This window comes from Arthrobacter sp. Helios (genome assembly GCF_023167125.1).
Classification (GTDB): domain Bacteria; phylum Actinomycetota; class Actinomycetes; order Actinomycetales; family Micrococcaceae; genus Arthrobacter_B; species Arthrobacter_B luteolus.
This window is the reverse complement of the sequence record NZ_CP095402.1, coordinates 1,782,028-1,803,861: the sequence shown is the minus strand read 5'-3', so window position 1 is coordinate 1,803,861 and position 21,834 is coordinate 1,782,028. Positions and strand designations below refer to the sequence as shown.

Annotated in this window: 22 protein-coding genes and 1 tRNA gene; 9 read left to right on the top strand and 14 right to left on the bottom strand. The window is 63.9% G+C overall.

Going from position 1 to position 21,834, the window contains the following annotated elements; all coding sequences use genetic code 11:
* Nucleotides 1-27: 27 nt before the first annotated feature.
* The 8 genes from ArtHe_RS08090 to ArtHe_RS08055 all read right to left on the bottom strand — a co-directional run bounded on the left by ArtHe_RS08090 (nucleotide 28) and on the right by ArtHe_RS08055 (nucleotide 7,405).
* Entirely contained in the window at nucleotides 28-513 is a 486-nt protein-coding gene (locus ArtHe_RS08090; protein ID WP_248319520.1) for a heme-binding protein, read from the bottom strand.
* On the bottom strand, nucleotides 510-1,418 hold the full coding sequence (locus ArtHe_RS08085) for a dihydrodipicolinate synthase family protein (protein ID WP_248319519.1): 909 nt from the start codon (nucleotides 1,416-1,418) through the stop codon (nucleotides 510-512). The genes ArtHe_RS08090 and ArtHe_RS08085 overlap by 4 nt, the downstream gene beginning before the upstream one ends.
* Nucleotides 1,412-2,239, bottom strand: coding sequence for an SDR family oxidoreductase (locus ArtHe_RS08080; RefSeq protein WP_248319518.1), 828 nt, complete (start codon nucleotides 2,237-2,239; stop codon nucleotides 1,412-1,414). The genes ArtHe_RS08085 and ArtHe_RS08080 overlap by 7 nt, the downstream gene beginning before the upstream one ends.
* Before the next feature lie 108 nt (nucleotides 2,240-2,347).
* Entirely contained in the window at nucleotides 2,348-3,427 is a 1,080-nt protein-coding gene (locus ArtHe_RS08075) for a mandelate racemase/muconate lactonizing enzyme family protein (protein WP_248319517.1), read from the bottom strand.
* A gap of 145 nt (nucleotides 3,428-3,572) precedes the next feature.
* The gene (locus tag ArtHe_RS08070) at nucleotides 3,573-4,484 is read right to left on the bottom strand and encodes a carbohydrate ABC transporter permease (RefSeq protein ID WP_248319516.1); all 912 of its coding nucleotides are present in this window, start codon (nucleotides 4,482-4,484) and stop codon (nucleotides 3,573-3,575) included.
* Nucleotides 4,481-5,410 (bottom strand): sugar ABC transporter permease, encoded by a 930-nt coding sequence (locus ArtHe_RS08065; RefSeq protein ID WP_248319515.1) that lies wholly within the window; start codon nucleotides 5,408-5,410, stop codon nucleotides 4,481-4,483. The genes ArtHe_RS08070 and ArtHe_RS08065 overlap by 4 nt, the downstream gene beginning before the upstream one ends.
* Before the next feature lie 2 nt (nucleotides 5,411-5,412).
* Nucleotides 5,413-6,672 carry a sugar ABC transporter substrate-binding protein gene (locus tag ArtHe_RS08060; protein WP_248319514.1) on the bottom strand — a complete coding sequence of 420 codons (1,260 nt, stop codon included), beginning with the start codon at nucleotides 6,670-6,672 and terminating at the stop codon, nucleotides 5,413-5,415.
* A 40-nt stretch (nucleotides 6,673-6,712) separates the two neighbouring features.
* Entirely contained in the window at nucleotides 6,713-7,405 is a 693-nt protein-coding gene (locus tag ArtHe_RS08055; RefSeq protein WP_248319513.1) for an FCD domain-containing protein, read from the bottom strand.
* A 462-nt stretch (nucleotides 7,406-7,867) separates the two neighbouring features.
* On the opposite strand from ArtHe_RS08055, the gene ArtHe_RS08050 reads away from it, so the two are divergent.
* The 4 genes from ArtHe_RS08050 (at nucleotide 7,868) to ArtHe_RS08035 (ending at nucleotide 10,411) form a co-directional block, all read left to right on the top strand.
* Entirely contained in the window at nucleotides 7,868-8,755 is an 888-nt protein-coding gene (locus ArtHe_RS08050) for a tyrosine recombinase XerC (protein ID WP_248319719.1), read from the top strand.
* A 236-nt stretch (nucleotides 8,756-8,991) separates the two neighbouring features.
* Nucleotides 8,992-9,495: a DUF3145 domain-containing protein gene (locus ArtHe_RS08045; protein ID WP_066303027.1), complete on the top strand. Its 504-nt coding sequence runs from the start codon at nucleotides 8,992-8,994 to the stop codon at nucleotides 9,493-9,495.
* 147 nt (nucleotides 9,496-9,642) lie between these two features.
* The gene (locus ArtHe_RS08040; RefSeq protein WP_248319512.1) at nucleotides 9,643-10,110 is read left to right on the top strand and encodes a hypothetical protein; all 468 of its coding nucleotides are present in this window, start codon (nucleotides 9,643-9,645) and stop codon (nucleotides 10,108-10,110) included.
* Nucleotides 10,103-10,411 (top strand): transcriptional regulator, encoded by a 309-nt coding sequence (locus ArtHe_RS08035; RefSeq protein WP_066303021.1) that lies wholly within the window; start codon nucleotides 10,103-10,105, stop codon nucleotides 10,409-10,411. The genes ArtHe_RS08040 and ArtHe_RS08035 overlap by 8 nt, the downstream gene beginning before the upstream one ends.
* A gap of 98 nt (nucleotides 10,412-10,509) precedes the next feature.
* On the opposite strand, the gene fabF is transcribed toward ArtHe_RS08035, so the two are convergent.
* From fabF to aceE, 6 genes are all read right to left on the bottom strand, one after another.
* On the bottom strand, nucleotides 10,510-11,751 hold the full coding sequence (gene fabF, locus ArtHe_RS08030; RefSeq protein ID WP_066303019.1) for a beta-ketoacyl-ACP synthase II: 1,242 nt from the start codon (nucleotides 11,749-11,751) through the stop codon (nucleotides 10,510-10,512).
* Between the two features lie 100 nt (nucleotides 11,752-11,851).
* Complete coding sequence (locus ArtHe_RS08025) at nucleotides 11,852-12,097, bottom strand: acyl carrier protein (protein WP_055240832.1); 246 nt, start codon at nucleotides 12,095-12,097, stop codon at nucleotides 11,852-11,854.
* 77 nt (nucleotides 12,098-12,174) lie between these two features.
* Nucleotides 12,175-13,236, bottom strand: a complete 1,062-nt coding sequence (locus ArtHe_RS08020; RefSeq protein ID WP_066303017.1) for a beta-ketoacyl-ACP synthase III — start codon at nucleotides 13,234-13,236, stop codon at nucleotides 12,175-12,177.
* Nucleotides 13,233-14,189: an ACP S-malonyltransferase gene (locus ArtHe_RS08015; protein WP_248319511.1), complete on the bottom strand. Its 957-nt coding sequence runs from the start codon at nucleotides 14,187-14,189 to the stop codon at nucleotides 13,233-13,235. Before ArtHe_RS08015 ends, ArtHe_RS08020 begins: the two co-directional genes overlap by 4 nt.
* A gap of 109 nt (nucleotides 14,190-14,298) precedes the next feature.
* Nucleotides 14,299-15,531, bottom strand: coding sequence for a helix-turn-helix domain-containing protein (locus ArtHe_RS08010; protein ID WP_066303013.1), 1,233 nt, complete (start codon nucleotides 15,529-15,531; stop codon nucleotides 14,299-14,301).
* Nucleotides 15,532-15,637: 106 nt separating this feature from the next.
* Entirely contained in the window at nucleotides 15,638-18,376 is a 2,739-nt protein-coding gene (gene aceE / locus ArtHe_RS08005; RefSeq protein ID WP_248319510.1) for a pyruvate dehydrogenase (acetyl-transferring), homodimeric type, read from the bottom strand.
* 332 nt (nucleotides 18,377-18,708) lie between these two features.
* On the opposite strand from aceE, the gene ArtHe_RS08000 reads away from it, so the two are divergent.
* From ArtHe_RS08000 to ArtHe_RS07980, 5 genes are all read left to right on the top strand, one after another.
* Nucleotides 18,709-19,128 (top strand): DUF3052 domain-containing protein, encoded by a 420-nt coding sequence (locus tag ArtHe_RS08000; protein WP_191806754.1) that lies wholly within the window; start codon nucleotides 18,709-18,711, stop codon nucleotides 19,126-19,128.
* A gap of 6 nt (nucleotides 19,129-19,134) precedes the next feature.
* Entirely contained in the window at nucleotides 19,135-19,635 is a 501-nt protein-coding gene (locus ArtHe_RS07995; protein WP_248319509.1) for a peroxiredoxin, read from the top strand.
* On the top strand, nucleotides 19,628-20,590 hold the full coding sequence (locus ArtHe_RS07990) for an NAD-dependent protein deacetylase (RefSeq protein ID WP_248319508.1): 963 nt from the start codon (nucleotides 19,628-19,630) through the stop codon (nucleotides 20,588-20,590). Before ArtHe_RS07995 ends, ArtHe_RS07990 begins: the two co-directional genes overlap by 8 nt.
* A gap of 84 nt (nucleotides 20,591-20,674) precedes the next feature.
* A tRNA-Val gene (locus tag ArtHe_RS07985) sits at nucleotides 20,675-20,747 on the top strand.
* A 183-nt stretch (nucleotides 20,748-20,930) separates the two neighbouring features.
* The gene (locus ArtHe_RS07980; protein WP_066302998.1) at nucleotides 20,931-21,797 is read left to right on the top strand and encodes a serine hydrolase; all 867 of its coding nucleotides are present in this window, start codon (nucleotides 20,931-20,933) and stop codon (nucleotides 21,795-21,797) included.
* Nucleotides 21,798-21,834 lie beyond the last annotated feature (37 nt).

Here is a 21,834-nt window from a genome sequence, read left to right as displayed (position 1 = left end):
GCACCTTGGAAACCGGCTTTCAGTGCATCAGTGGGACGCCGCAGGCTCCGTGACGGTGGCGTTGAATTCCGCCGCCGCTTTTTCAGCGACAGCGGCATCGCCGGAGGGAGGCAGGCCGCTGATGCCGATGGCTCCGACGATCACGCCGTTGATGAACAGGGGAGCGCCCCCCAGTGTGGGTGTCAGTTCCGGATCATTGAGCCTGTCCAAATCGATCTGTCCGGCAGCGGCCGCCTCCTTTACCTCGGCGGTCGGCCGCCTGAGAATCAGGGCGGTGTAGGCCTTGCGGGCGGCCAGTTTCCGCGGGAGCGCACCACAGGAGTCCTGTGCGCCAAAGGCGATGAGTTCTCCGAAACTGCCGACTATGGCGCAGGCGACCCCAACCGGGATTCCGTCCTGCTGGTGGGTGCGGCCGAGGACGGCCTGCAGAATGCTGCTGGCTGACTCATGGCTCAGGGTTGGCCTTTGGAATATGCCGGCTCCTCCCTGGCCTGCGCTGACGCCGGCATTCACAGCTGTGCCGCAGTTTCGTGGATGCCGGCAAGCAGACGGTCCAGTTCCTTGCGCTGGACATCATTCAGCGGCTCGAACGGTTCACGCAGATTGCCGCATTCGAGCACGCCGTCGCCGGCGAGGTACTTCGCTGCCCTGAAGACGCCTTGGCTGACAAGCTCCTCAACCGTGTTGTTGATCTGCTCTTGAACAATCCGGGCGCCCGGCAGATCGCCGGTCTCAAACAGCGCCCTGGTGCGGAGGAACAACTCGGGCTGAACGTTCACGGTTGTTCCAATGGTGGCTCTCGCCCCGGCCGCCAGGCTGGAGAGATAGATCTCGTCAAAACCGTTGAAGAAGACCTTCTCCGGATAGGCGGCTGTCATGCGTTCGAGTGAGTACAGGTCATGCGCGGTGTGCTTCACTCCCAGGACCTGCTCCTGGTCCAGGAGGGGGCCGGCAAGAGTCTTGTCGAACTGGACCTGCGTGAACTGCGGGATGTTGTAGATGATGACGGGCAGGCTTGTCGCTTCCATGACCCGGTTGTAATACCCGAGGATTTCCTCGGCCGTGAAGCGGTAGTAGTAGGGCGGGATCAGCGAGACGGCATCAGCTCCGGCCGCTTCGGCGTCCTTTGCCAGTGCAATGGCGTCCGCGGTGCGTATCGTTCCTACATGGGCGATGACCGGTGCCCGGCCGGCTGCCGTCTGCACCACGGTGCGGACAATCTCGGCCCGCTCATCAAGAGTCAGCAGGAGGCCCTCGCCGGAGGAACCGCAGCAGTAGAACCCTTCCACGCCCCGGCCCAGCTGAAATTCCACGAGTTTAGACAACGTGGCAAAGTCAATCGACTCGTCGGCACGCATCGGTGAGACAAGTGCGGAGAAGATCCGTTCAAACCGTGAGTAGTCCTGACTGGCTACCATGCAGTCCACCCCCCATCAACGATGAGATTGGCGCCGGTCATGTACGTCGATGCCTGGGAGATGAGGAAGACAACGGAGCCGTTGTATTCGGAGGCCTCGGCCATCCTGCCGATTGGCATCCGGCTGGTGTAGTTGGCCTGGAACTTGGCATCCTGCGTTTCCCGGCCCACTCCGGAGGGCGTGAGGGTGTTGACCCTGATTCCGTGCCGTCCCCAATACGTGGCACAGTACCGGGTGAGGTTGTAGATGCCCGATTTGGCGGCACTGTAGGCCACCGGCTTCACGAAGGGGACACCGGTCTCCTCCCCGCGGTAGGCGTAAATGTCCTGGACGGGGGAGACCATTCCGTAGATGGAACCCACGTTGACGATCGATCCTCCCTTTCCGGCCCGGCGCATACGGCTTCCGACGGCCTGCACCATGAGGAACGTTCCGGTCAGGTTGACGTCAACGACTTCACGGAAAATTTCGACCGGGAATTCTTCAAACGGGCCGGACACTTCCGGCGGGGCGCTTGGCTGTGTGTCCAGGCCGGCGTTGTTGATGAGGGCGTCAGGTACGCCCCACAGCGACTCCAGGGAATCGAGGGCTTCCTCGATCGTGGGCTTTTTCGTGATGTCGACAGAGAAGAAAGCGAGCCGGTCGCTTCCGTGGATGTCCTCAAAGACTTCCTTGACCTTGGCCTCTGATACGTCCCGGGCGAATACGGCCACCCTGGCGCCGCGTCCGTGGAGCTCCTGAACGAATTCGGCTCCGATCTGCCCGAGGCCGCCGGTCACTACGACGATCTTCTCTTCAACTGAGAACAACTGGTCATTCATCTTTGTATCGTTCCTATTTCGTGTATCTGGTCCTTCGGCACCCCGGTCGGCATGCGTTGGACATCAAGTGGGGAGCAACCCGGTGAGGCCTGCGCTCGCAGGCTGGTGCTAAAGACCGCCGGTCAGTGCCGGGATGGCAACCTCATTTGCGGCGAGCTTTTCCCGGTTGAAGGCCAAACCATGGCCCGGAGTGCTGGACGGGGTGTAGTGCCCGTTGCGGAGCTCGCCTGTTCCTGGCTGCAGCACTCCGAGATCCGTGAGGGTTCCGCCGTCGGTGTATTCGGCGAGGTAGATGTTGGGAACGGAGCACAGGACGGTGGCGCTGAGTTCCATGATGAAGTGCGGTGCCATGGGCAGGTTCCAGGCCCGTGCCATCGCCGCAATGTCCATGTACGGGGTGATGCCGCCCACGCGGCCGATGTCGGCCTGGACGAAGTCACACGTGTTGCTGGAGAAGTAGTGGTTGAACTGCTGGACGGTGTACAGATTCTCGCCGAGGCCGATGGGGCCGTCGGCGAGCTCGCGCAGCCGTTTGTGGCCGATGATGTCATCCACGGGCAGCGGCTCTTCAATCCAGGTCAGGTTGAATTGTTCGAATCGTTTGAACGCCTGGACCGCCTGGGGAAGTGTCCACCCCTGGTTTGCGTCAATCATCAGCGGGTACGGGCCGACCGCCTCACGGAGCTTGGCGAGACGGTACACGTCCTCTTCCAGGTCCGGTTTTCCGACCTTGACCTTTCCGGCGGCGAAACCGTCGGCCTTCCAGCCCTGGACCTGGTCGATAACTTCTTCGATGGACAGGTGCAGGTTGATGCCGCTGCCATACAGGGGTGTCTTGTCGCGGCAGCGGCCCAGCATATCTGCCAGGGACATGTTGGCTGTCTTGCCCATGATGTCCCAATACGCGATGTCCAGTCCGGCCAGTGCAAGGGTAGTAATGCCGCCGGTGCCGTTGAACCGGAGGTACTTCCAGGCCTTGTCCCAGAGGGCGCGGGGGGAGACTTCCTGGCCGATGAGGATGGGGGCGACTTCGGAGAGCATCGAGACTATGGTTGCGCCACCCACCCCGGAAGTGTGGCTGAAGCCGGTGCCCGTCAGGCCCGTGTCGGTGGTGACGTCGACCAGGATTATCTCGATGTGCGTGACGAAGTTGATCTGGTCGCCCCAATCGCCCTTGGGGAGCTTCATGCGGCAAAGTTTTACGTCAATATTTTCGATTTTCATTGTGAGTCCGTTCTGGTCTGCTGGTTTGGTTGGGCTGCCGGTCCGGCCGCCTGGCCTGGAAGGGCCGGTCTGCCCTGGGTGCTGTCGGGGGTGGGTACCGTCCTGGGGGTCAGCCCTTCACTGCTCCGGCTGTGAGTCCTTCGATCAGGTTCCGCTGGACGAGCATGAAGCCGAGGAGCACGGGGATCGCGGCAACCACGCCCCCTGCGGTGAGGAGATCCCATCTGATCTGGTATTCACCGATAAACAGATGCAGGCCTACAGGGACGGTGTGCGTCTGGTTGGACTGGGTGAAGGTCAGCGCATAGAGGAATTCGTTCCAGGAGAAGATGAAGATGTACGTGCCTGCTGCTGTCAGGCCCGGCTTCATCAGCGGAAGCAGAATGTGCCTGACCATCTGGAAGGCGCTGCACCCGTCGATGCGGGCGGCTTCATCCAGTGAAGCCGGCAGGGAATCAAGGAATCCCTTCAACAGCCACACAGCGAAGGGCGTGGCGAAGGTGGTGTTGATGAGGATCAGCCCCGGGATGGTATCGAGCAGGCCAAACTGCCGCAGCTCTCCCTGGAGCGGAATCACCAGCAGCACCGCTGGGAACAGCTGGGCGATCAGGAGCGAGGTCAGGACGGTCTGGCGGCCACGGAACCGGAAACGGGACAAACTGATGGCGGTTGTTGTGGCAGCCAGCAGGGAGACGACGACGGTTCCAAACGCGACCATGGCGCTGTTCCCCAGGAACTGGAAGAAGGGTGTTCCTGCCGCGAGGTCTTTGTAGGCATCGAGAGTGGGGTTCTCAGGGAAGACCTGGGATCCAGGAGCCAGCAGTTCCTGCTGGGGTGTCAACGAGGTCAGCAGCATAACCACGTAAGGCCCCAGGACCAGGACGAGCCAGACACCGACTGCAGCTATGACGAATCCCTTGCCTACGCTTTTACGCGCGGATGGCCGCCTGGACCTGGTGCCCTGGACAGGCGGTGTGCTGCGGTATTTCTCCGCCGGCGGGTGCACAGTTGCTGCGCTCACTTTTCCTCTCCCTTCGCGGACAGGCGGACGTAGATCACGATGAAGACCATGAGCACGACAGCTTGGATGACGGCGTAGGCGGCGCCGGTGCCGAAATCACCGGACTTGTAAGCCGTCAGGTACGCCTGCAGGGGCAGCGTGGTTGTCGCTTCCGCCGGCCCGCCTCCGGTGAGGATGAAGGCGAGATCGACGTAGTTGGCGGTCCAGATGATCCGCAGAATCGTGGTGATCAGAATAGTTGGAAGGATTTTGGGTGCGACGACGTTCCAGAAGACTCCCCACGGCCCGCATCCGTCCATGCGGGCAGATTCCTTGAGTTCCGCGGAGACTCCCTGGAGTGCGGCGAGGATCATGACCGCGAAGAAAGGTACACCCTGCCAGACATCGACCATGATCAGCGTCGGCAATGCTGTTTCAGGGCTGCTCAGCCAGGTGATGGGTGACTGAATGATGCCCAGGTTGAGGAGCGCGGAGTTGATTAGCCCGTGGTTGGGGTCCAGCAGCCAGAGCCAGATCAAGGCAACCAGAACACTGGGGGTGGCCCAGGGGATCATGACCAGGCCGCGGACGGCTCCGCGAAGGGGAATCCGCTGGTTCAATAGGAGCGCACCGCACATACCGAGAACAAGCTGCAGCCCGACGGCGCCGAAAGTCCACGCCGCCGAAGTCAGGGCGTAATGACCGAATTTCTCGCCGGTGAAGATCTCCAGGTAATTGGAGAACCCAACGAAGCCGGTGATGCCGCCTAGAATTCCGGCTTCGTTGAGGGACAGCCACAGTGAGCTGAGCACCGGGTAGAGGACGAATACGCCGAGAAGAATCAACGTGGGAGCCAGATAAATGAACGGCTCCACCTTCTGCTGGAACTTTTGGCGTCTGCGGCGCACAGCCGGCGGGGCAGCCGGCCTTGCGGTGGTCGCTAACATGGTCAGCGCCTCAGATCTTCAGCGAGCTTCTTCATCATCTGCTCACTGGTGGACTGGTTCAGGAAAGCGCCCTGGATGGCAGGGCTCCATGTTTGGTTGGCCACGGCGGCCGTACCCTTGACTGCAGGCCAGCTCAGTGCCCCTGCCTGAGCTGCGATGGCGACCCGGTAGGCCTCGTCGCTGCTGAAGAACGGATCCTCGGCGGCAGACTTCAACACCGGAAGCTGGCCCTGCTTGGACGTGCTGATCTTCACCATGGGTTCCTTCGTGGCGAGCCAGGAGATCCATTCGAAGGCCTGCTGCTGCTTCTTGGAGGATTGCAGAACGACGTTGCCGCTCATGGATCCCAGGGTGCGTGCGTCTGCCGGGTCTTTTGACGGCATTGGGATTACGCCGAGGTCATCGCCGAGCCCTGAGCGCAGTGCACTCAGCGATCCGGTGTGGTGGATCAGCATTCCGGTTTGACCGCCCTGGAAGTTAGCGATCACCTGGGCAAAGGCGGCAGTCGTTGAACCGGGGGGAGCTGCGTTCAATTTCGTCTGCAGGTCCAGGTACTGCTGGTTGACCGAGATGGCGGCCGGATCGTCCAGAACGACGTTGCCGGCCTCGTCGACCATGCGTGCCCCACCTGAGAACATCCAGGCTGCCCATTGGTCCTGGCCGCCTGCGCCGCCACGGACATCGATGCCGAACCGGCTCTTCGATGCGTCTGTCAGCTTCTCGGCGGCCCGGAGCACGTCCTCATGCGTACGGGGAGCATCCAGGCCCGCCTCCTTGAAGAAGCTCTTGCGGTAATACATGTACAGCGTGACGAACTGGTGGGGCAGCATGTACAGGCTGTCGCTGCCCGGGACTTTGCCCGTGGCATACAGCTCGGCCAGAACATCGTCCTGTCCGTCCCAGTTGCTGACCATGTCGTCAAGGGATGCGATGGCTTTCTGCCCAACAAACTGACCGAGCCACCAATCCTTGAATCGGCAGGCGTCCGGCCCGCCTCCGCTGCTGAGCGCCGTCAGCAGTTTGTCCTGGTACTGGGCCAGCGGGATGATCTGCAGGTTGACTTTAAAGCCGGTGTTGAGACCGTTGAACTGCCCGGCGAGCTGCTGCCACGTCTGATCGGTGGCGTCATCCTGCCAAAGCCAGTACTCAAGGTCTCCACCGGCCTGGTCCGCGGAAGATGATGAACTGCAGGCTGCCAGCGATGGCAGGGTGAGTGCCAGGGAACCGGCCGCGGCGGCCTTGAGGAAAGTGCGACGCTCCATTGCGAGGTCTCCTTATATTGGGGGGAGGGGGGATAGCTGACTAGCGCGGGCTGGCCTTGATGTCCTGCTCTGCAAGGTGGGCCAACCGGTTTCGGACATCGAAGAAATGGATGTCCAGGCGATGGGCGGCCAGTTGGGGATCTCCGGTCTCGATGGCATCGACGATCACCGCATGCAGGGCAGCGGTGTGAGGGAGGTCCTTACCGGTCGTGATTGTTGAACTTGCTGTTTTGAAGAAGTGCCAGAACCCACTGAGAATCCCGCTGAGGGTGCGGTTTTCCAGGCCTTCGTAGAGCATGGCGTGAAACTGCTCGTCTTCATCCAGGAAGGTCTTGCCCTCTTCTGCACGCCCTCTCATGGCGTCGGTGAGACTGCGCAGCTGCTTCAGGCGGCGTGCACTGATTGTCTGGAAAGCCGCCGGAAAGAACTGGGTTTCCAAGGCTTGACGCATTTCCAGAATCTCGAGGAGGCTGTCGTGATCGTAGGGGAGCGTCATGCCGATATGTTGGCCAAACACGGCGGGGTCAAAGCCCCTCATCCGGCGCCTGGCGCCCTGGCGTGCTTCGACGAATCCCAGGGCCTGCAGGGCACACAGCACTTCACGCACTGACTGGCGGCTCATGTTCAGTTTTAGGGCCAGCTGCGGTTCAGTTGGAAGCGGATCCCCCGGCTGGACGCCAAGGTCGCGCAGCAGCCGGACCATGCGGACTTGATGATCTTCCAGAGACGCCATGACTTCTCTCCATTGAGGGGAACTTGTCCGACAAGACTCGAAGTTCCGGTTCCTTTTAGTGATGCTAAGCACAGCATTCAGTCCGACGTTCCGCAATGAAAAAGGGTCTATTACGTTCCGAGAAGGTCTAACGTCGGACAAGTTGGTGCTGCAGCACCCAAACTTGTCCGACAAAAAGGTAATCCAGTTCGATAAGGGCCAGCTCTGTTCGCCGTGGCAGTACCCGCCTGCCGCCGCGGCAGCTCCTCTGTTCGGGAGCCGGTGTGCCTGCTTGAAGCTGGCCGGTAAAGCGGGGAAGGTGGGACGGTGAGTAACACCGGAGCAGCACCACGGACTGGGGGAGCAGCCAAAGCCGCCGTAGGAATCCAGGGCAAGGTTTCCAGCAACGCGGCGGACCCCGGCCGGGCCCGATCCGCAGCCGGCCGGTCCGCAGCTGCCCGGCCGGCTGAATTCAGCCAGGCCCTGGAGTCTTTCTGCAGCTATCTCTCCGCCGAACGGGCCCGCTCCGAACATACGGTCCGCGCCTACGAAGGTGACATTGCCGGTCTACTGGACTACGCGGCCGGGCTCGGCCTCACCACGCTGGCCGAAATAGACCTGCACCTGCTGCGCGGCTGGCTGGGCACGCTCAACGAAGCCGGGCTCGCACGGGCCACCCTGGCACGCCGGGCCGCGACCGCACGGTCCTTCACCGGATGGGCCCTGCGGGAGGAAAAGATCCAGGCAGACCCCGCACTCCGGCTCAAGGCGCCGAAGCGGACCAAGACCCTGCCCGGAGTGCTGCGTCCGGCGCAGCTGGAGATCCTCTTTGAAACACTCGCGGTGGCGGCCGCGGAAGGCGGAGCACTGGCCCTCCGCGACCGGGCGCTGGTGGAACTGCTTTATGCCACCGGCATCCGCGTGGGGGAGCTTGCCGGGCTGGACGTTGACGATCTGGATCTGGACCGGCGCACCCTGAAGGTCCTCGGTAAGGGCAATAAGGAGCGGACAGTTCCCTACGGACTCCCGGCCGCGCTGGCGGTGGACGACTGGCTCCGACGGGGGCGGTCCGACTTCGCCGGTCCGGACAGCGGGCCGGCATTGTTCCTAGGCCAGCGCGGACGCCGGATCGATCCACGCCAGGTCCGGTCCGTCACCTCCGCGCTGTTCGAGTCCCTCGGGGACACCTCGGCCAGCGGTCCCCATGCCCTGCGGCACAGTGCCGCGACACACCTCTTGGATGGCGGCGCCGACCTGCGCAGCGTCCAGGAGATCCTGGGGCACAGCAGCCTTGCCACGACCCAGCTTTACACCCATGTGTCCGTTGACCGGCTCCGCCGGAGCTACCAGCAGGCCCACCCACGCGCATGAGCTCGGCAGCGCGGTTGAGCACCGGAGTGGAAATCTGGGCAGTGCAGCAAAATTCGACTAACAACCAAGTAGTTTCATTGGCGTAATTGCGTAACATACGGCACAATGATGCTAGGTCTCACACCGAGTAGTCCGGCGATGCCACAGGACTGCGAAAGTTTCAGGGCACACAGGCAGAATTCCGTCCCGCTATGCAGGTCGTTGGGGAAGACGCACCTACAGCTACGGAGGATGGAATGACTGTTGTGATGGCGCACGGCGTATTGTTCGTGCACTCAGCCCCTTCTGCGTTGTGCCCTCATATCGAGTGGGCCATCGGCTCCGTCGTTGAGAAGCGGACGGACTTTGAATGGGCTCCGCAGCCCGCCGCACCCGGGATGGTCCGCGCAGAACTTGCCTGGTCCGGTCCACAGGGGACCGGATCGCTGCTTGCCTCCGCGCTGCGTGGCTGGGCACACCTCCGCTATGAGGTCACGGAAGAAGCCAGCGCGGGCGCCGACGGCAGCCGCTGGTCCCACACTCCTGAGCTGGGAATCTTCCATGCCACCACGGATGTGCACGGGAACATTATGGTTTCCGAAGACCGCATCCGGTATGCCTATGAAAACGGTGCAGGCGATCCCGCTGCCGTTTACCACGAGCTTTCCCTCGCACTGGGCGAGGCCTGGGACGATGAACTTGAACCGTTCCGCCATGCTGCCGACGGAGCTCCTGTCCGCTGGCTGCACCAGGTCGGCTGACCATTTTCCCCAGCACGCCGACGCCGCCGAACGGCCTCCCGTGGACGTCATCGACCGGATGTGCTGCCGCCTGCCCGCCGGATGAAGCTGACGCAACATTCCGGAAATGACTTGCCGTTTCGGAAAGTGTTACTTAGTCTTTCCAGCATGGAAAGTGAATTTCAGCGGCCGACGCGCGCCGAAGCAGCCAGTGCCCTGACCGAACTGGGAGCGGACCGGGAACGGCTGGCAGAGAGCATTCGCGTTCCCTGGCCGCTCCTGGCCGGTTTTGGAGCCGTTGCTGCGTGGTGGGTTGGAGCGGCTGCCACGGCATCACCCGGCCAGGGCTACGAACCGCCGTCATCCGGGGTGATGATGCTGGTTATAGTCTTGGCCCTCATATACCTGGTCCAGCGGAATACGGGGATCCGCTTCCGGAGCATGGGATTCCGCGCAGCGTTGGCCGTGGCCGGAATCGCCGCCGTCTGCCTGATTCTGTTCAGCACCTCCCTGGGATTCGTGTCCCTGGGCCTGCCCTGGGCGGTCCTCTTCACCAGCGCCGCCGCGTTTGGCGTCACAACCTGGCTGGCTGCCGTCGCCTACCGGTCCGCAGCCGCGAAACTGCGCCATGGATGAGCCGCGCTTCGACGAGGTCATCCACGCACCGCTTCGGCTGCGGATCTGCGGGCTCCTCCATCCTGTCGACCGGCTCGACTTTGGCGTGCTGCGAACTGCCCTGGACGTTTCTGATGCCACCCTGTCCAAACACGTGAAAACCCTGGCGGAGTCCGGTTATGTCCTAGCTGACAAGGCAGCGAAGGCAGACCGGGGAGATGCCCGCCGGGTCATGTGGCTCTCCCTCTCCCGGGCAGGGCGGTCTGCCTTTGAAGCGCATGTTCGGGCACTTCAACAGATCGCCGGCACGGCCGGACAGTAGGCGGCCAGGCCGCTGCCCCTGACGAAACCACGGCACGTCCTGCGCTTAAAACTAAAGGCCGGGACCCCGTTCGGGATCCCGGCCTTTAGGCTGCTGCGTTAGTGATTCCGCAGGGCGACGACGGCGTTGTGTCCGCCGAAGCCGAAGGAGTTGTTCAGCACCACGATGTCGCCAGTGGGCAGGTTGCGGGCTGACGTGACAACGTCGAGCGGGATCTCCGGATCCTGGTTGTCGAGGTTGATGGTGGCCGGGGCCTGCCGGGTGTAGACGGCCATCGCTGTCATCACTGCCTCGACGGCGCCGGAAGCGCCAAGCAGATGCCCGGTCTGGGACTTGGTCGCTGAGACCGCTACGTTGTCCACGTGCGCGCCCAGTGCGCTCTTCAGTGCCGTGTACTCGGGCTTGTCTCCGACGGGCGTTGACGTTGCATGCGCGTTGACGTGCACCACGTCTTCGGCATGGGCACGGGCGTCAAAGAGCGCTGCTTTGAGCGCACGCGTGGCGCCCAGGCCCTCGGGGTCCGGGGCCGTGATGTGGTACGCATCGGCGGTAACTGCGGTTCCAGCCAGTTCAGCGTAAATCCGCGCGCCGCGGGCCAGAGCATGTTCCTCGGCCTCAAGCACCAGGGCACCGGCGCCTTCGCCCATGACAAAGCCGTCGCGGTCTTTGTCGTAGGGGCGGGAAGCGCGCTCGGGGTCGTCATTGCGCTTGGAGAGTGCCTGCATGGAGGCGAAGGAAGCCAGCGGCATCGGGTGGATGGCCGCTTCCGCACCGCCGCAGACAACGATGTCGGCCTTGCCGGACCGGATCAGTTCAAGGCCCTGATGCAGGGACTCGGTGCCGGAGGCGCAGGCAGAAACGGGGGTGTGGGCGCCGGCACGGGCACCCAGGTCAAGGCTGACGGCAGCGGCCGGGCCATTGGGCATCAGCATGGGAACCGTCATCGGCAGCACACGCCGGGGTCCCTTTTCCCGCAGGGTGTCCCAGGCATCGAGCAGGGTCCAGACGCCGCCGATCCCGGTGGCGAAGGACACGGCAAGCCGGTCGTGGTCGACGTCGGATTCCGCGAGCCCGGAGTCGGCCCACGCCTCACGGGAGGCGACGACGGCAAACTGCGTTGAGGGGTCCATCCGCTTTGCTTCAACCCGGGAGAGGACCTCAGTGGCCGGGGTGGACACGCGCGCCGCGAAGGTGACGGGCAGGCTGTACTGCTCGACCCAGTCGTCTTCCAGTGTGCGGGCACCGGAGACACCCTTCAGTGCGTTCTTCCACATGGTCGGGACATCTCCGCCGATCGGCGTTGTTGCGCCGAGGCCGGTAATGACTACTTTGCGGGCCATGATTCACTCTCTCGGAAAATTGGTGGTGCGCCCGCCTGGGCGCGGCGGCGGGTTGCTGCAAAGGGCGGCCGCCGCACCGGCAGCGGCCGCCCTCCACGAACTACGCCTGGGCGTTGGAGATGAAGTCGACGGCGTCGCCAACGGTCTTGAGGTTCTTGACCTCTTCGTCGGGGATACGCACACCGAACTTTTCCTCGGCGTTGACCACGATGGTCATCATCGAGATGGAGTCGATGTCCAGGTCATCCGTGAAGGACTTGTCGAGCTCGACGGCCTCGGGGGCCAGGCCGGTTTCCTCGTTGACGATCTCGGCGAGGCCGGCCAGGATTTCTTCGTTGCTAGCCATGGGGGCTCCTTTTTCTGTGATGCCGGTGCTGGACCGGTCTGGGTTTTCCAACCGCCAAGGGCGGTGTGGCTTGGAAACTAGGGGAGGACTACTACCTGTGCGCCGAAGACCAGTCCGGCGCCGAACCCAATCTGCAGGGACAGTTTTCCGCTGAGCTCGGGGTGTTCGGTGAGCAGGCGGTGCGTCGCCAGGGGGATGGATGCCGCTGAGGTGTTCCCCGCATCGGCAATATCCCGGGCGATGACCACGGATTCGGGGAGCTTGAGCTGCTTGGCCATTTCATCGATGATCCGCATGTTCGCCTGGTGCGGGACAAACGCGGAAAGGTCGGCTGCAGTGATGCCGGCGGCGTCCAGGGCCTGCTGGGCGGCCTTTGCCATTTCCCAGACAGCCCAGCGGAAGACGGTCTGGCCGTCCTGGCGCAGGGTGGGCCAAAGCTTGGTTTCGCGCTCGGCGAGGACGGATGCGGGAAGCGTTCCATCGGATTCCGCAGCCAGGGACAGTTCACGGACTTCCAGCATGGAATGGGTCATGCCGATGGCGCCGGACTTGCTTCCGTCCGATCCCCAGACCGAAGGGCCAATGCCCGGAGTGTCGGAGGGACCGACGACGACGGCTCCCGCGCCGTCGCCGAGCAGGAAGGAAATGGTGCGCTCGGTGTTGTCGATGAAGTCCGACAGCTTCTCCACACCGACTACCAGGACGTACTCGGCGGCGCCGGAGCGGACGAGGGCGTCTGCCTGGGCAATGCCGTAGCAGTAGCCGGCGCAGGCTGCGGAGACGTCGTAGGCCGGTGCCGGGGTGGCTCCGAGCCTGTCGGCGACCTGTGCGGCGGCGGAGGGGGTGGCGAAAGGGTGGGTCACGGTGGAGACGATGACCGCGCCCAGGGCCGAACCATCGATGCCGGCCTTCTCCAGGGCTTCACGCCCGGCGAACTCGGCCATGTCCACGACGGAGGTTCCCTTGTCCGCCCGGTGCCGGGTGACAATTCCAGTGCGCTGCCGGATCCACTCATCGGAGGAGTCAATCCACTGGCAGACGTCGTCGTTGCTGACGATCACATCGGGCCGGAATGCCCCGATCCCGTGGATCCGGCTGAACTCGTGAACGGGGGACTGCTTCAGGGTGGGCGTGCTCACGCATTACCTTCTTGTGTCGTAACTGCTGCGGCGCCGGAGTGCTCAGCCACGAATTCCCGGGCTGCGGCGAGGTCTTCGGGGGTTTTCAGGGCAAGCGAAGGAACCCCGCGCATGCCCCGCTTGGCCAGTCCGGTCAGGGTACCGGCCGGCGGCAGCTCCAGGATGCCGGTGACTCCGGCGGAAGTCATGGTTTCCATGCACAGATCCCAGCGCACCGGACGGGATACCTGTGCGATGAGGCTGTCAAGGTTGGAACCGCCGCCCACAACGGCGGCGCCGTCGTAGTTTGAAAGAAGCGTGGGGCGCGGGTCGGCCGGCGAGAGGGACGGGCGCAGTGCTTCGAGCACGCTCACAGCAGGTGCCATATGCGAGGTGTGGAAGGCTCCGGCGACCTTGAGCGGAATAACGCGGGCCTTCGCCGGCGGATTCTCAGCCAGCGCCTTCAGCTGCTCCAGCGTTCCGGCGGCAACGACCTGACCGCCGCCGTTGGCGTTGGCAGCTGTGAGGCCGGCTTCCGCCAGGACGCGGGCCACCTCTTCGGGGTCGCCGCCGAGGACGGCGCTCATCCCGGTGGGCTGGGCTGCTGCGGCCCTGGCCATGGCGTTGGCCCGTTCGCGGACAAAAACAATGGCATCGTCTTCCGGCAGTGCGCCGGAGACGGCTGCGGCCGTGATCTCGCCGACGGAATGGCCGGCGACGACGGTGGCTGCGGTGAGTGCCTCCGTGTCCAGGAGCTGGCGCGCTGCCACCAGGCCGGCAGCCACGATCAGCGGCTGGGCAACGGCGGTGTCCTTGATGGTCTCCTCGTCGGAAACGGTGCCATGGGCGATGAGATCCAATCCGGCTACGGCGGAGAGGGCTTCAAGGTGCTCCCGTACTCCTGGCAGTTCAAGCCACGGAGAAAGGAAGCCTGGCGTTTGTGACCCCTGGCCGGGGCAGACGATTGCTAGCACGTATCAAGCTTTCCAAAGTCGGCCGGATTTCCCGGGTGTTTAGGTGAACCAAGCTCACCGAAGGGCATTGTAGGAAGTCTACAAGGGCAGCCGGTGCTGGCAAGCATGGTCAACTGCGTGGTGACGGCCGCTCAGGAGCCGCCTTTCCGGTGGGCGAAAGCCGTCCGACCACCAACGCGGTCTGCAGGACGAATGCTTCCCTGGGCAGCATCGGGTCCCAGCCGGTGATGTCGCAGACGCGCCGCAGACGGTAGCGGACGGTATTCGCATGGACGAAGAGTTCGCGGGCCGTGGCCTCGAGTGAATGGCCAAGGGAGAGGTAGGCGGACAGTGTTTCGGCCAGTCCGTTCGAGGCGGCCAGCAGAGGGCGGTAGATGCTGCGCACCAGGGCTTTGCGCGCCGATTCGTCGCCGGACATCACCCGTTCGGGCCAGAGGTCGTCAGCCGAGACCGGGCGCGGGGCGGCTGGCCAGGCGCGGGCGGCGGTCAGGCCGGCGAAAGCTGCCTGGGCGGAAGGACCGGCCTCCACCAGGGAGTCTGCGGGCGGACCGTAGACAACAGGTCCGGGTCCGAAAAGGTCCGCCAGCCGGGTGTAGGACCCGGATTTGTCCGACAGCCCGCCCAGGACCAGGATCAGCCGGTCCCCTTGGATGCCAACCAGGATGTCTTCCGCGAGCCGCCCGGCCACGCGCCGCAGTTCATTCACGAAGGTTGGGTTCTGGTCTGCAGGGGAACTGCCGACGATCACGGTGACTCCCGCCGTCGACGTCCAGCCCACTGCCGCGATACGGGAACGCAGGGCATCGGAGCTTTCGCCGCGAAGGATGGCGTCCACCACCAGGGCTTCAAGCCGGGTGTCCCAGGCGCCGCGGGTTTCCGCGGCCCGGGCATACACGTCGGCAGCCGCGAAGGCGACTTCGCGGGAGTACCGCAGGACAGCCTCACGCAGCGGGCCCTGCGCCGAGCCGGCGGCCAGCTCCGGAACCCGGTCTTCGACGACCTGCACAACCACGCGGATGAGGGCGAGTGCCTTCTGCAGGCTGATTGCCCGGGTCAGTTCAGTGGGTGCAGTGCCAAAAACGTCGCTGAGGACCCATGCCGGCGAGGCGGGGCGCTCATACCAGTTGACGAACGATGCGATACCTTTTTGGGCCACCATGCCCAGTGCCGAGCGTTCATCCGGGCGCAGTCCCCGGTACCACGGGAGGGACACATCGAGCTGCTTCATGGTGGAAGTGGACAGTTTGCCGATGTTCGCCTTGAGCCGTTCCAGGACCACCGGGTCAGCGCCGCTCTCATCCGGCCCAGCGGAGGCATTGCGTGCAGAGGGGGGAACTGGCATGTCTTGAGCTTACGACGTCAGACAGTCAACCTCCATTTTGTGTGAAGGCTACAACTCTCAGCCTGCTGCACAGGAGCCGGGCGATGCCCGGCAGTGCAGCAGGAAGCTAGGCGTCGCCGCCGGCGTTGCCGCTGGTGCCCTTCGTGACGTCGTACAGGTGGTACCTGCCGATTGCCTGCTTCGGTGCCGCGGAATCCACCTCACCGCGCCGGGCCAGCATCTCCAGGGCACGGACCACCATCGAGTGGCTGTCGATCTTGAAGTACCGGCGGGCCGCGGCCCGGGTGTCGGCAAAACCGAAGCCGTCTGCTCCGAGGGTCGCGAACTCATTCGGCAGGAACTGGCGGATCTGGTCCGGAACGGCCTTCATATAGTCCGTGGACGCGACGATCGGCCCGGTGGCCCCGGACATCTGCTGCGTTACGAACGGCACCCTGGGCTCGGCGTCCGGATGCAGGAAGGCTTCCTCCTCCGCAGCGAGCCCGTCGCGGCGCAGTTCGTTCCAGGAGGTCACCGACCAGACGTCCGCGGAGACACCCCAGTCATCCGCCAGCAGCTGCTGCGCTTCCATGGCCCAGGGAACTGCGACGCCGGAGGCTAGAAGCTGTGTGCGCGGTCCGTCAATGCTGGCGGGGGAGAGCAGGTAGATCCCCCCGATGACGCCTTCGACGTCGAGCTCTTCCGGAGCTTTTGGCTGCAGGATCGGCTCGTTGTAGGCCATGATGTTGTAAATCACGTTCGGATCCGCAGAGTCAGGACCGTACATTTCGTCGAGGCCGTGGCGCACGATATGCCCGATCTCGTAGCCGTAGGCGGGATCGTAGGTCTTCACCGCAGGGTTGGTGGAAGCCAGGATCGGAGAGTGGCCGTCGGCGTGCTGCAGGCCCTCACCCGTCAGAGTGGTGCGGCCTGCGGTTGCGGAGATCAGGAAGCCGCGGGCCATCTGGTCAGCCGCTGCCCAGAGGTAGTCGCCGGTGCGCTGGAACCCGAACATCGAATAGAACACGTACACCGGGATGAGGGGAACTCCCTGGGTGGCGTAGGCCGTGCCGGCAGCGGTGAACGCGGCGATGGAACCGGCCTCGTTGATTCCCACATGCACGATCTGCCCCTGCGGGGACTCCTTGTACGCCAGCATCAGATCCCGGTCCACGGAGAGGTAGTTCTGTCCCTGGGGATTGTAAATTTTGGCGGTCGGGAAGAAGGAGTCCATACCGAAGGTCCGGGCCTCATCAGGGATGACCGGAACAATACGCATCCCGAATTCCTTGTCCCGCATCAGGTCCTTGAGCAGCCGGACGAAGGCCATGGTGGTGGCCGCCAGCTGTTTGCCCGAGCCGCGGTTGGCCACTTCGTAGGACTTTTCGCCGGGCAGATGGATGGGCTTATAGTCCGTTCGCCGCTCGGGCAGGAATCCGCCCAGTTCCCGCCTGCGGTCCAGCATGTACCGGATCTCCGGAGACTGCGGGCCCGGGTTGTAATACGGCGGCCGGTAGGGGTCGGCCTCCAGCTGATCATCCGTAATGGGAATCCGCAGGTAGTCGCGGAACAGCTTGAGATCATCCAGGGTCAGCTTCTTCATCTGGTGCGTCGCGTTGCGGGCTTCGAAGTGCGGGCCGAGGCCGTAACCCTTCACCGTGTGCGCCAGGATCACCGTGGGCTTGCCCTTGAACTCCATGGCCGCCTGGTACGCCGCATAGACCTTGCGGTAATCGTGCCCGCCGCGCTTGAGGTTCCAGATCTCGTCGTCGGACAGTCCTGAAACCATCGCCTTGGTCTGCGGGGACTTGCCAAAAAAGTGGTCCCGGATAAATCCGCCGGACTCGGCCTTGTAGGTCTGGTAATCGCCGTCGACGGTGGAGTTCATGATGTCCACCAGGGCGCCGTCGGTGTCCTGCTCGAGCAGCGGATCCCACTCGCGGCCCCAGACGACCTTCACCACGTTCCAGCCCGCGCCCCGGAAGAACGCTTCGAGTTCCTGCATGATCTTGCCGTTGCCGCGCACCGGGCCATCGAGGCGCTGCAGGTTGCAGTTCACCACGAACGTGAGGTTGTCCAGCTTGTCATTCGCGGCCACGTGCAGCAGGCCCCGGGATTCGGGCTCGTCCATTTCGCCGTCGCCCAGGAACGCCCAGACATGCTGGTCGGAGGTGTCCTTCATGCCGCGGTTGTCCAGGTACCGGTTCAGCTGGGCCTGGTAGATCGCGTTCATCGGGCCGATGCCCATGGACACGGTGGGGAACTCCCAGAACTCCGGCATGGACCGGGGATGCGGGTAGGAGGACAGGGCGTGTCCCTCGCGGGACTTCTCCTGCCGGAACCCGTCCATATCCTCCTCGGACAGCCGGCCCTCGAGGAACGCCCGGGCATACATGCCAGGGGCAGCGTGCCCCTGGAAATAGATCTGGTCTCCCCGGCCCGGATGGTCCTTGCCACGGAAGAAGTGGTTCATGCCCACCTCATACAGGGTCGCGGCACCGGCGAACGTGGAGATGTGGCCGCCGACGCCGACTCCGGGGCGCTGCGCCCGGTGCACCATTACTGCCGCGTTCCAGCGCATCCACGCCCGAAAGCGGCGCTCGATGTCCTCGTCGCCGGGGAACTCGGGTTCCTGGTCCGCCGGGATCGTGTTGACGTAGTCGGTGGTGGTCACCATGGGGACACCGATGGAGTGCGCACCCGCCCGCTGGAGGAGTGAACGCATGATGAACTGCGCCCGTTCGGTGCCTTCGCTCCGGACCAGGTCGTCGAGCGACTCGATCCACTCCGCGGTTTCTTCGGGATCACTGTCAGGCAGCTGGCCGGTAAGCCCGCTGAGGATGTCCGTTTTATCGTCTGCGGCCACGAAACTCTCCTATGCACAGATTACGTCTGGACATTGGTGCTGTGCTGCGGTGGACGGTTTCGGGCCCGTCCTTGGTCCTCTTCTTCACTGTAGACCGGCGCGGAACCCTTGCGTAGCCTTCCGGGTGATCCTCGCCTCCGGTGCGGTCCGGACGGCCGCCCACGGCGGAAAGGCTTCTGCAGCGCCGCTTTCGGCCCGCTGGATTCCGCTCTGCGCATCGCCGGCGGCCCTTGAAGCTTCCGGTTAAAAGGTGTTCCCTTATGTCAGGGAAAGGGCAGTTCGAGCGAAGATGTGATTCCCTTGTATTTATGCAGTCAACCAGGAGGAGTGAAGTGAGCGAGGCCGATGCCGTCACGGAGAGCAACGTGGCGGAGAGAATGGGTTTTAAAGACGGTGACCTGATTCAGGAATTCGGCTACGACGACGACGTCGACTTTGATCTGCGGGAGGACCTCGAGGACTTAGTCGGCGGAGAACTCCTTACAGAAGACGACCACGACGTGGTCGACGGCGTGATTCTGTGGTGGCGTGCCGATGACGGGGATCTGGTAGATGCGCTGGTCGATTCGCTGACCACGCTCGATGACGGCGGTGTCGTCTGGGTCCTGACACCGAAGTCGGGCCGGAACGGGTACGTTCCCCCGGCGGATATCGAAGAGGCAGCACCCACCGCCGGGCTGCATGTGACAACCTCTCCGGGGGTCTGCCAGGACTGGGCGGCCACCCGCCTGGTGAGCCGCAGGAAGAAATAGACCGCATTGGCACCCGAAACGGTTGGGGGCCCCGGCATCGGGGACCCTGCCCCGGGCTTTGACCTTCCCAACCAATATGGGGAGCAGATCAGCCTTGACGGGTTAGCGGGACGTTCCGTCGTCCTCGTTTTTTACCCGTTCGCGTTTTCCCGGGTCTGCTCCGGCGAGCTGTCCAGCCTCGCGAAGCTCCAACCCGCTTTTGCTGATGCTGGAGCTGCTCTGCTGGCAGTCTCCTGCGATGCCAAGTACTCCCTGCGCGCCTGGGCCATGGGACAGGGCTGGTCCTTCGACCTGCTTTCGGACTTCTGGCCGCACGGGGCGGTGGCCCGCCGGTACGGGGTATTTGACGAACGCCGCGGGCTGGCAACGAGGTCCAGTTTCTTTATCGGCCCGGAGGGGACGGTCCAGCACATTCTGCGCTCCTCGATCAATACTCCGCGCGACCCGGATGACTACCTTCTGGCACTCGAAGGCATCTCAGTGGCCGGTGGATCCCGGAATGACTGAACCCCCGACAACGCCGACGGACCCCGGTACCGGCCTGACCGGATTCGCGGCCCGGGAGGCAGCTGAAGCCTCGGCGGAACCAACGGAAGCCGAGCGCCGGGAGCTGGACGCCGCCGTCGAACTCCTGGCCGGACGCCGGATGGCGCTGCTAACCGGAGCCGGCCTGAGCACTGACTCGGGTATCCCGGACTACCGCGGTCCAGACGCGCCGCCGCGCAACCCCATGACGTACCAGCAGTTCGTTGGTGACCCCGTGCTGCGCCAGCGTTACTGGGCCCGCAACCACATCGGCTGGCACCACCTGCGGCATGCCGTGCCCAACGCCGGCCACGAAGCGGTGGTGCATCTGGAAGAGCGCGGCCTGCTGACCGGGGTGATCACCCAGAACGTGGACCGGCTCCACAGCGACGCCGGAAGTGTCCGCGTCATTGACCTGCACGGCCGGTACGACCGGGTGCTGTGCCTGTCCTGCGGATCCGTGTACACGCGGGAGGGGATAGCCAGGCTGCTGGAACGGCTGAACCCCGGGTACCTGGACCGGGTTGCCGGGGAAGGTGAAATCGCTCCGGACGCCGACGCGGAAGTCTCCGACACCGGAGACTTCACGGTCGCGGACTGCCCGGTCTGCGACGGCATGCTCAAACCCGATTTCGTGTACTTCGGAGAAAACGTGCCCAAGGAGCGTGTCCGGCTCGCCTACGCTGCAGTGGACGACGCCGGCGCGCTGCTGGTTGCCGGGTCCTCCCTGACAGTGATGAGCGGGCTTCGGTTTGTCCGGCACGCAGCCAAGGAAGGCAAACCGGTGGTAATCATCAACCGCGGACAGACCCGCGGAGATGCACTGGCGGACCTGAAAATCGACATGGGGGTCGGTACCGCACTCCAGTACCTTGCCCGCACCCTGCCGGATGCAGGCTCCGACGCGCCGCACCACCCCGGGCGCCACTCGGATTAGGCGTTTGGTGCAGCTTTCCGGTAATGTAATTCCTCGTGATGCGGCGCTGGCCGGGTTTTCCCAGCTGGCATAACGGGTCACGTCGGGTCTTTAGCTCAGCTGGTAGAGCGCCACGTTTACACCGTGGATGTCATCGGTTCGATCCCGGTAGGACCCACCGGCTAAACCCGCCTGCGGTAACAACTGCAGGCGGGTTTTTTCGTGCCCGGCCCCGGGGGCACCAACGATTCTGAGCAGCCGGACAGAGGGCGCACATCCAACTCAAAGACTCCACTGCTACCAAGGAACAGGTGCACTTTGTGCATCGCCGTCCCACTGGAACCTGAAAGAAACAATCATTTTGCGCACTGCCTTCCTGAAGCCTTTTCTGGCATTCCTGCTGGCAGCAGGAATGCTGGTCACGGCCGTCTCCGGATGCACCGGCGAACCCGAAGCGCAGACGGTGACGCTGCCCGGCAGCACTGAAACGCCGTCGGCCACCGAGGAACCGGAGCTGGCGCTGCGGGCCGAGCTCGACAGCTATGCCGCGGAGACCGGTATCGCCATCTCCGTTGCCATCTACGAGTACGATTCCGGCCACGCCTGGTCCTACAACGCCGAGGGCCGGTACCTCGAGGCCAGCCTGGTTAAAGTGCCGATCCTGCTGACCCTCCTGCGGCAGGCCACGGAAGAGGAACGCGGCCTGACCGAGACGGAGCAGTTGCTGGCAGAACTGATGATCGGCCAGAGTGATAACGCTGCCACCGACGAGCTCTACTCCGGTATCGGCGGGGCGGAGGAACTCCAGCGGACGTACGGGCTGCTGGGGGTCACCGGGACGGAAGCGACAGACATCTGGGGTGCGAACGAAACGACCGCCGAAGACCAGCTGCGCATAGCCACGGCGGTGGCTCTCGGCGTCGACTGGATCCGCCCCGACCTGCAGGATTACGCAGCCAGCCTCCTGGAAAACGTCTCGCCGGAACAGGCTTGGGGAATTACCGCAGGCATCCTCAATCCCACGGCCGAAGTGGGGTTGAAGAACGGCTGGCTGCAGGATGACTTCCTTGACTGGAACGTGGGCAGCTCAGGTTTCGTGGTCGGTGGCACCACGGAGTACAGCATCGTCGTGCTGACCGCCGGCACGGAAACCCTCGACGAAGGCATCTCGGTCCTTGAAGGCGCCGCCGCGATCGTCAACCGGTGGGAACTGGAAAGCTCCGGCTAACCCAAGTGGCGGCGGGAAAGGTGCACCGGGTGCGGGC

Coding starts and splice junctions, on each gene's coding strand:
- ArtHe_RS08085 (WP_248319519.1), bottom strand. CDS start 1,418: ATGGTAGCCAGTCAGGACTACTCACGGTTTGAACGGATCTTCTCCGCA.
- ArtHe_RS08080 (WP_248319518.1), bottom strand. CDS start 2,239: ATGAATGACCAGTTGTTCTCAGTTGAAGAGAAGATCGTCGTAGTGACC.
- ArtHe_RS08075 (WP_248319517.1), bottom strand. CDS start 3,427: ATGAAGCTCCCCAAGGGCGATTGGGGCGACCAGATCAACTTCGTCACG.
- ArtHe_RS08065 (WP_248319515.1), bottom strand. CDS start 5,410: ATGTTAGCGACCACCGCAAGGCCGGCTGCCCCGCCGGCTGTGCGCCGC.
- ArtHe_RS08060 (WP_248319514.1), bottom strand. CDS start 6,672: ATGGAGCGTCGCACTTTCCTCAAGGCCGCCGCGGCCGGTTCCCTGGCA.
- ArtHe_RS08055 (WP_248319513.1), bottom strand. CDS start 7,405: ATGGCGTCTCTGGAAGATCATCAAGTCCGCATGGTCCGGCTGCTGCGC.
- ArtHe_RS08045 (WP_066303027.1), top strand. CDS start 8,992: ATGACTGTTGTGATGGCGCACGGCGTATTGTTCGTGCACTCAGCCCCT.
- ArtHe_RS08040 (WP_248319512.1), top strand. CDS start 9,643: ATGGAAAGTGAATTTCAGCGGCCGACGCGCGCCGAAGCAGCCAGTGCC.
- ArtHe_RS08035 (WP_066303021.1), top strand. CDS start 10,103: ATGGATGAGCCGCGCTTCGACGAGGTCATCCACGCACCGCTTCGGCTG.
- fabF (WP_066303019.1), bottom strand. CDS start 11,751: ATGGCCCGCAAAGTAGTCATTACCGGCCTCGGCGCAACAACGCCGATC.
- ArtHe_RS08025 (WP_055240832.1), bottom strand. CDS start 12,097: ATGGCTAGCAACGAAGAAATCCTGGCCGGCCTCGCCGAGATCGTCAAC.
- ArtHe_RS08010 (WP_066303013.1), bottom strand. CDS start 15,531: ATGCCAGTTCCCCCCTCTGCACGCAATGCCTCCGCTGGGCCGGATGAG.
- ArtHe_RS07990 (WP_248319508.1), top strand. CDS start 19,628: ATGACTGAACCCCCGACAACGCCGACGGACCCCGGTACCGGCCTGACC.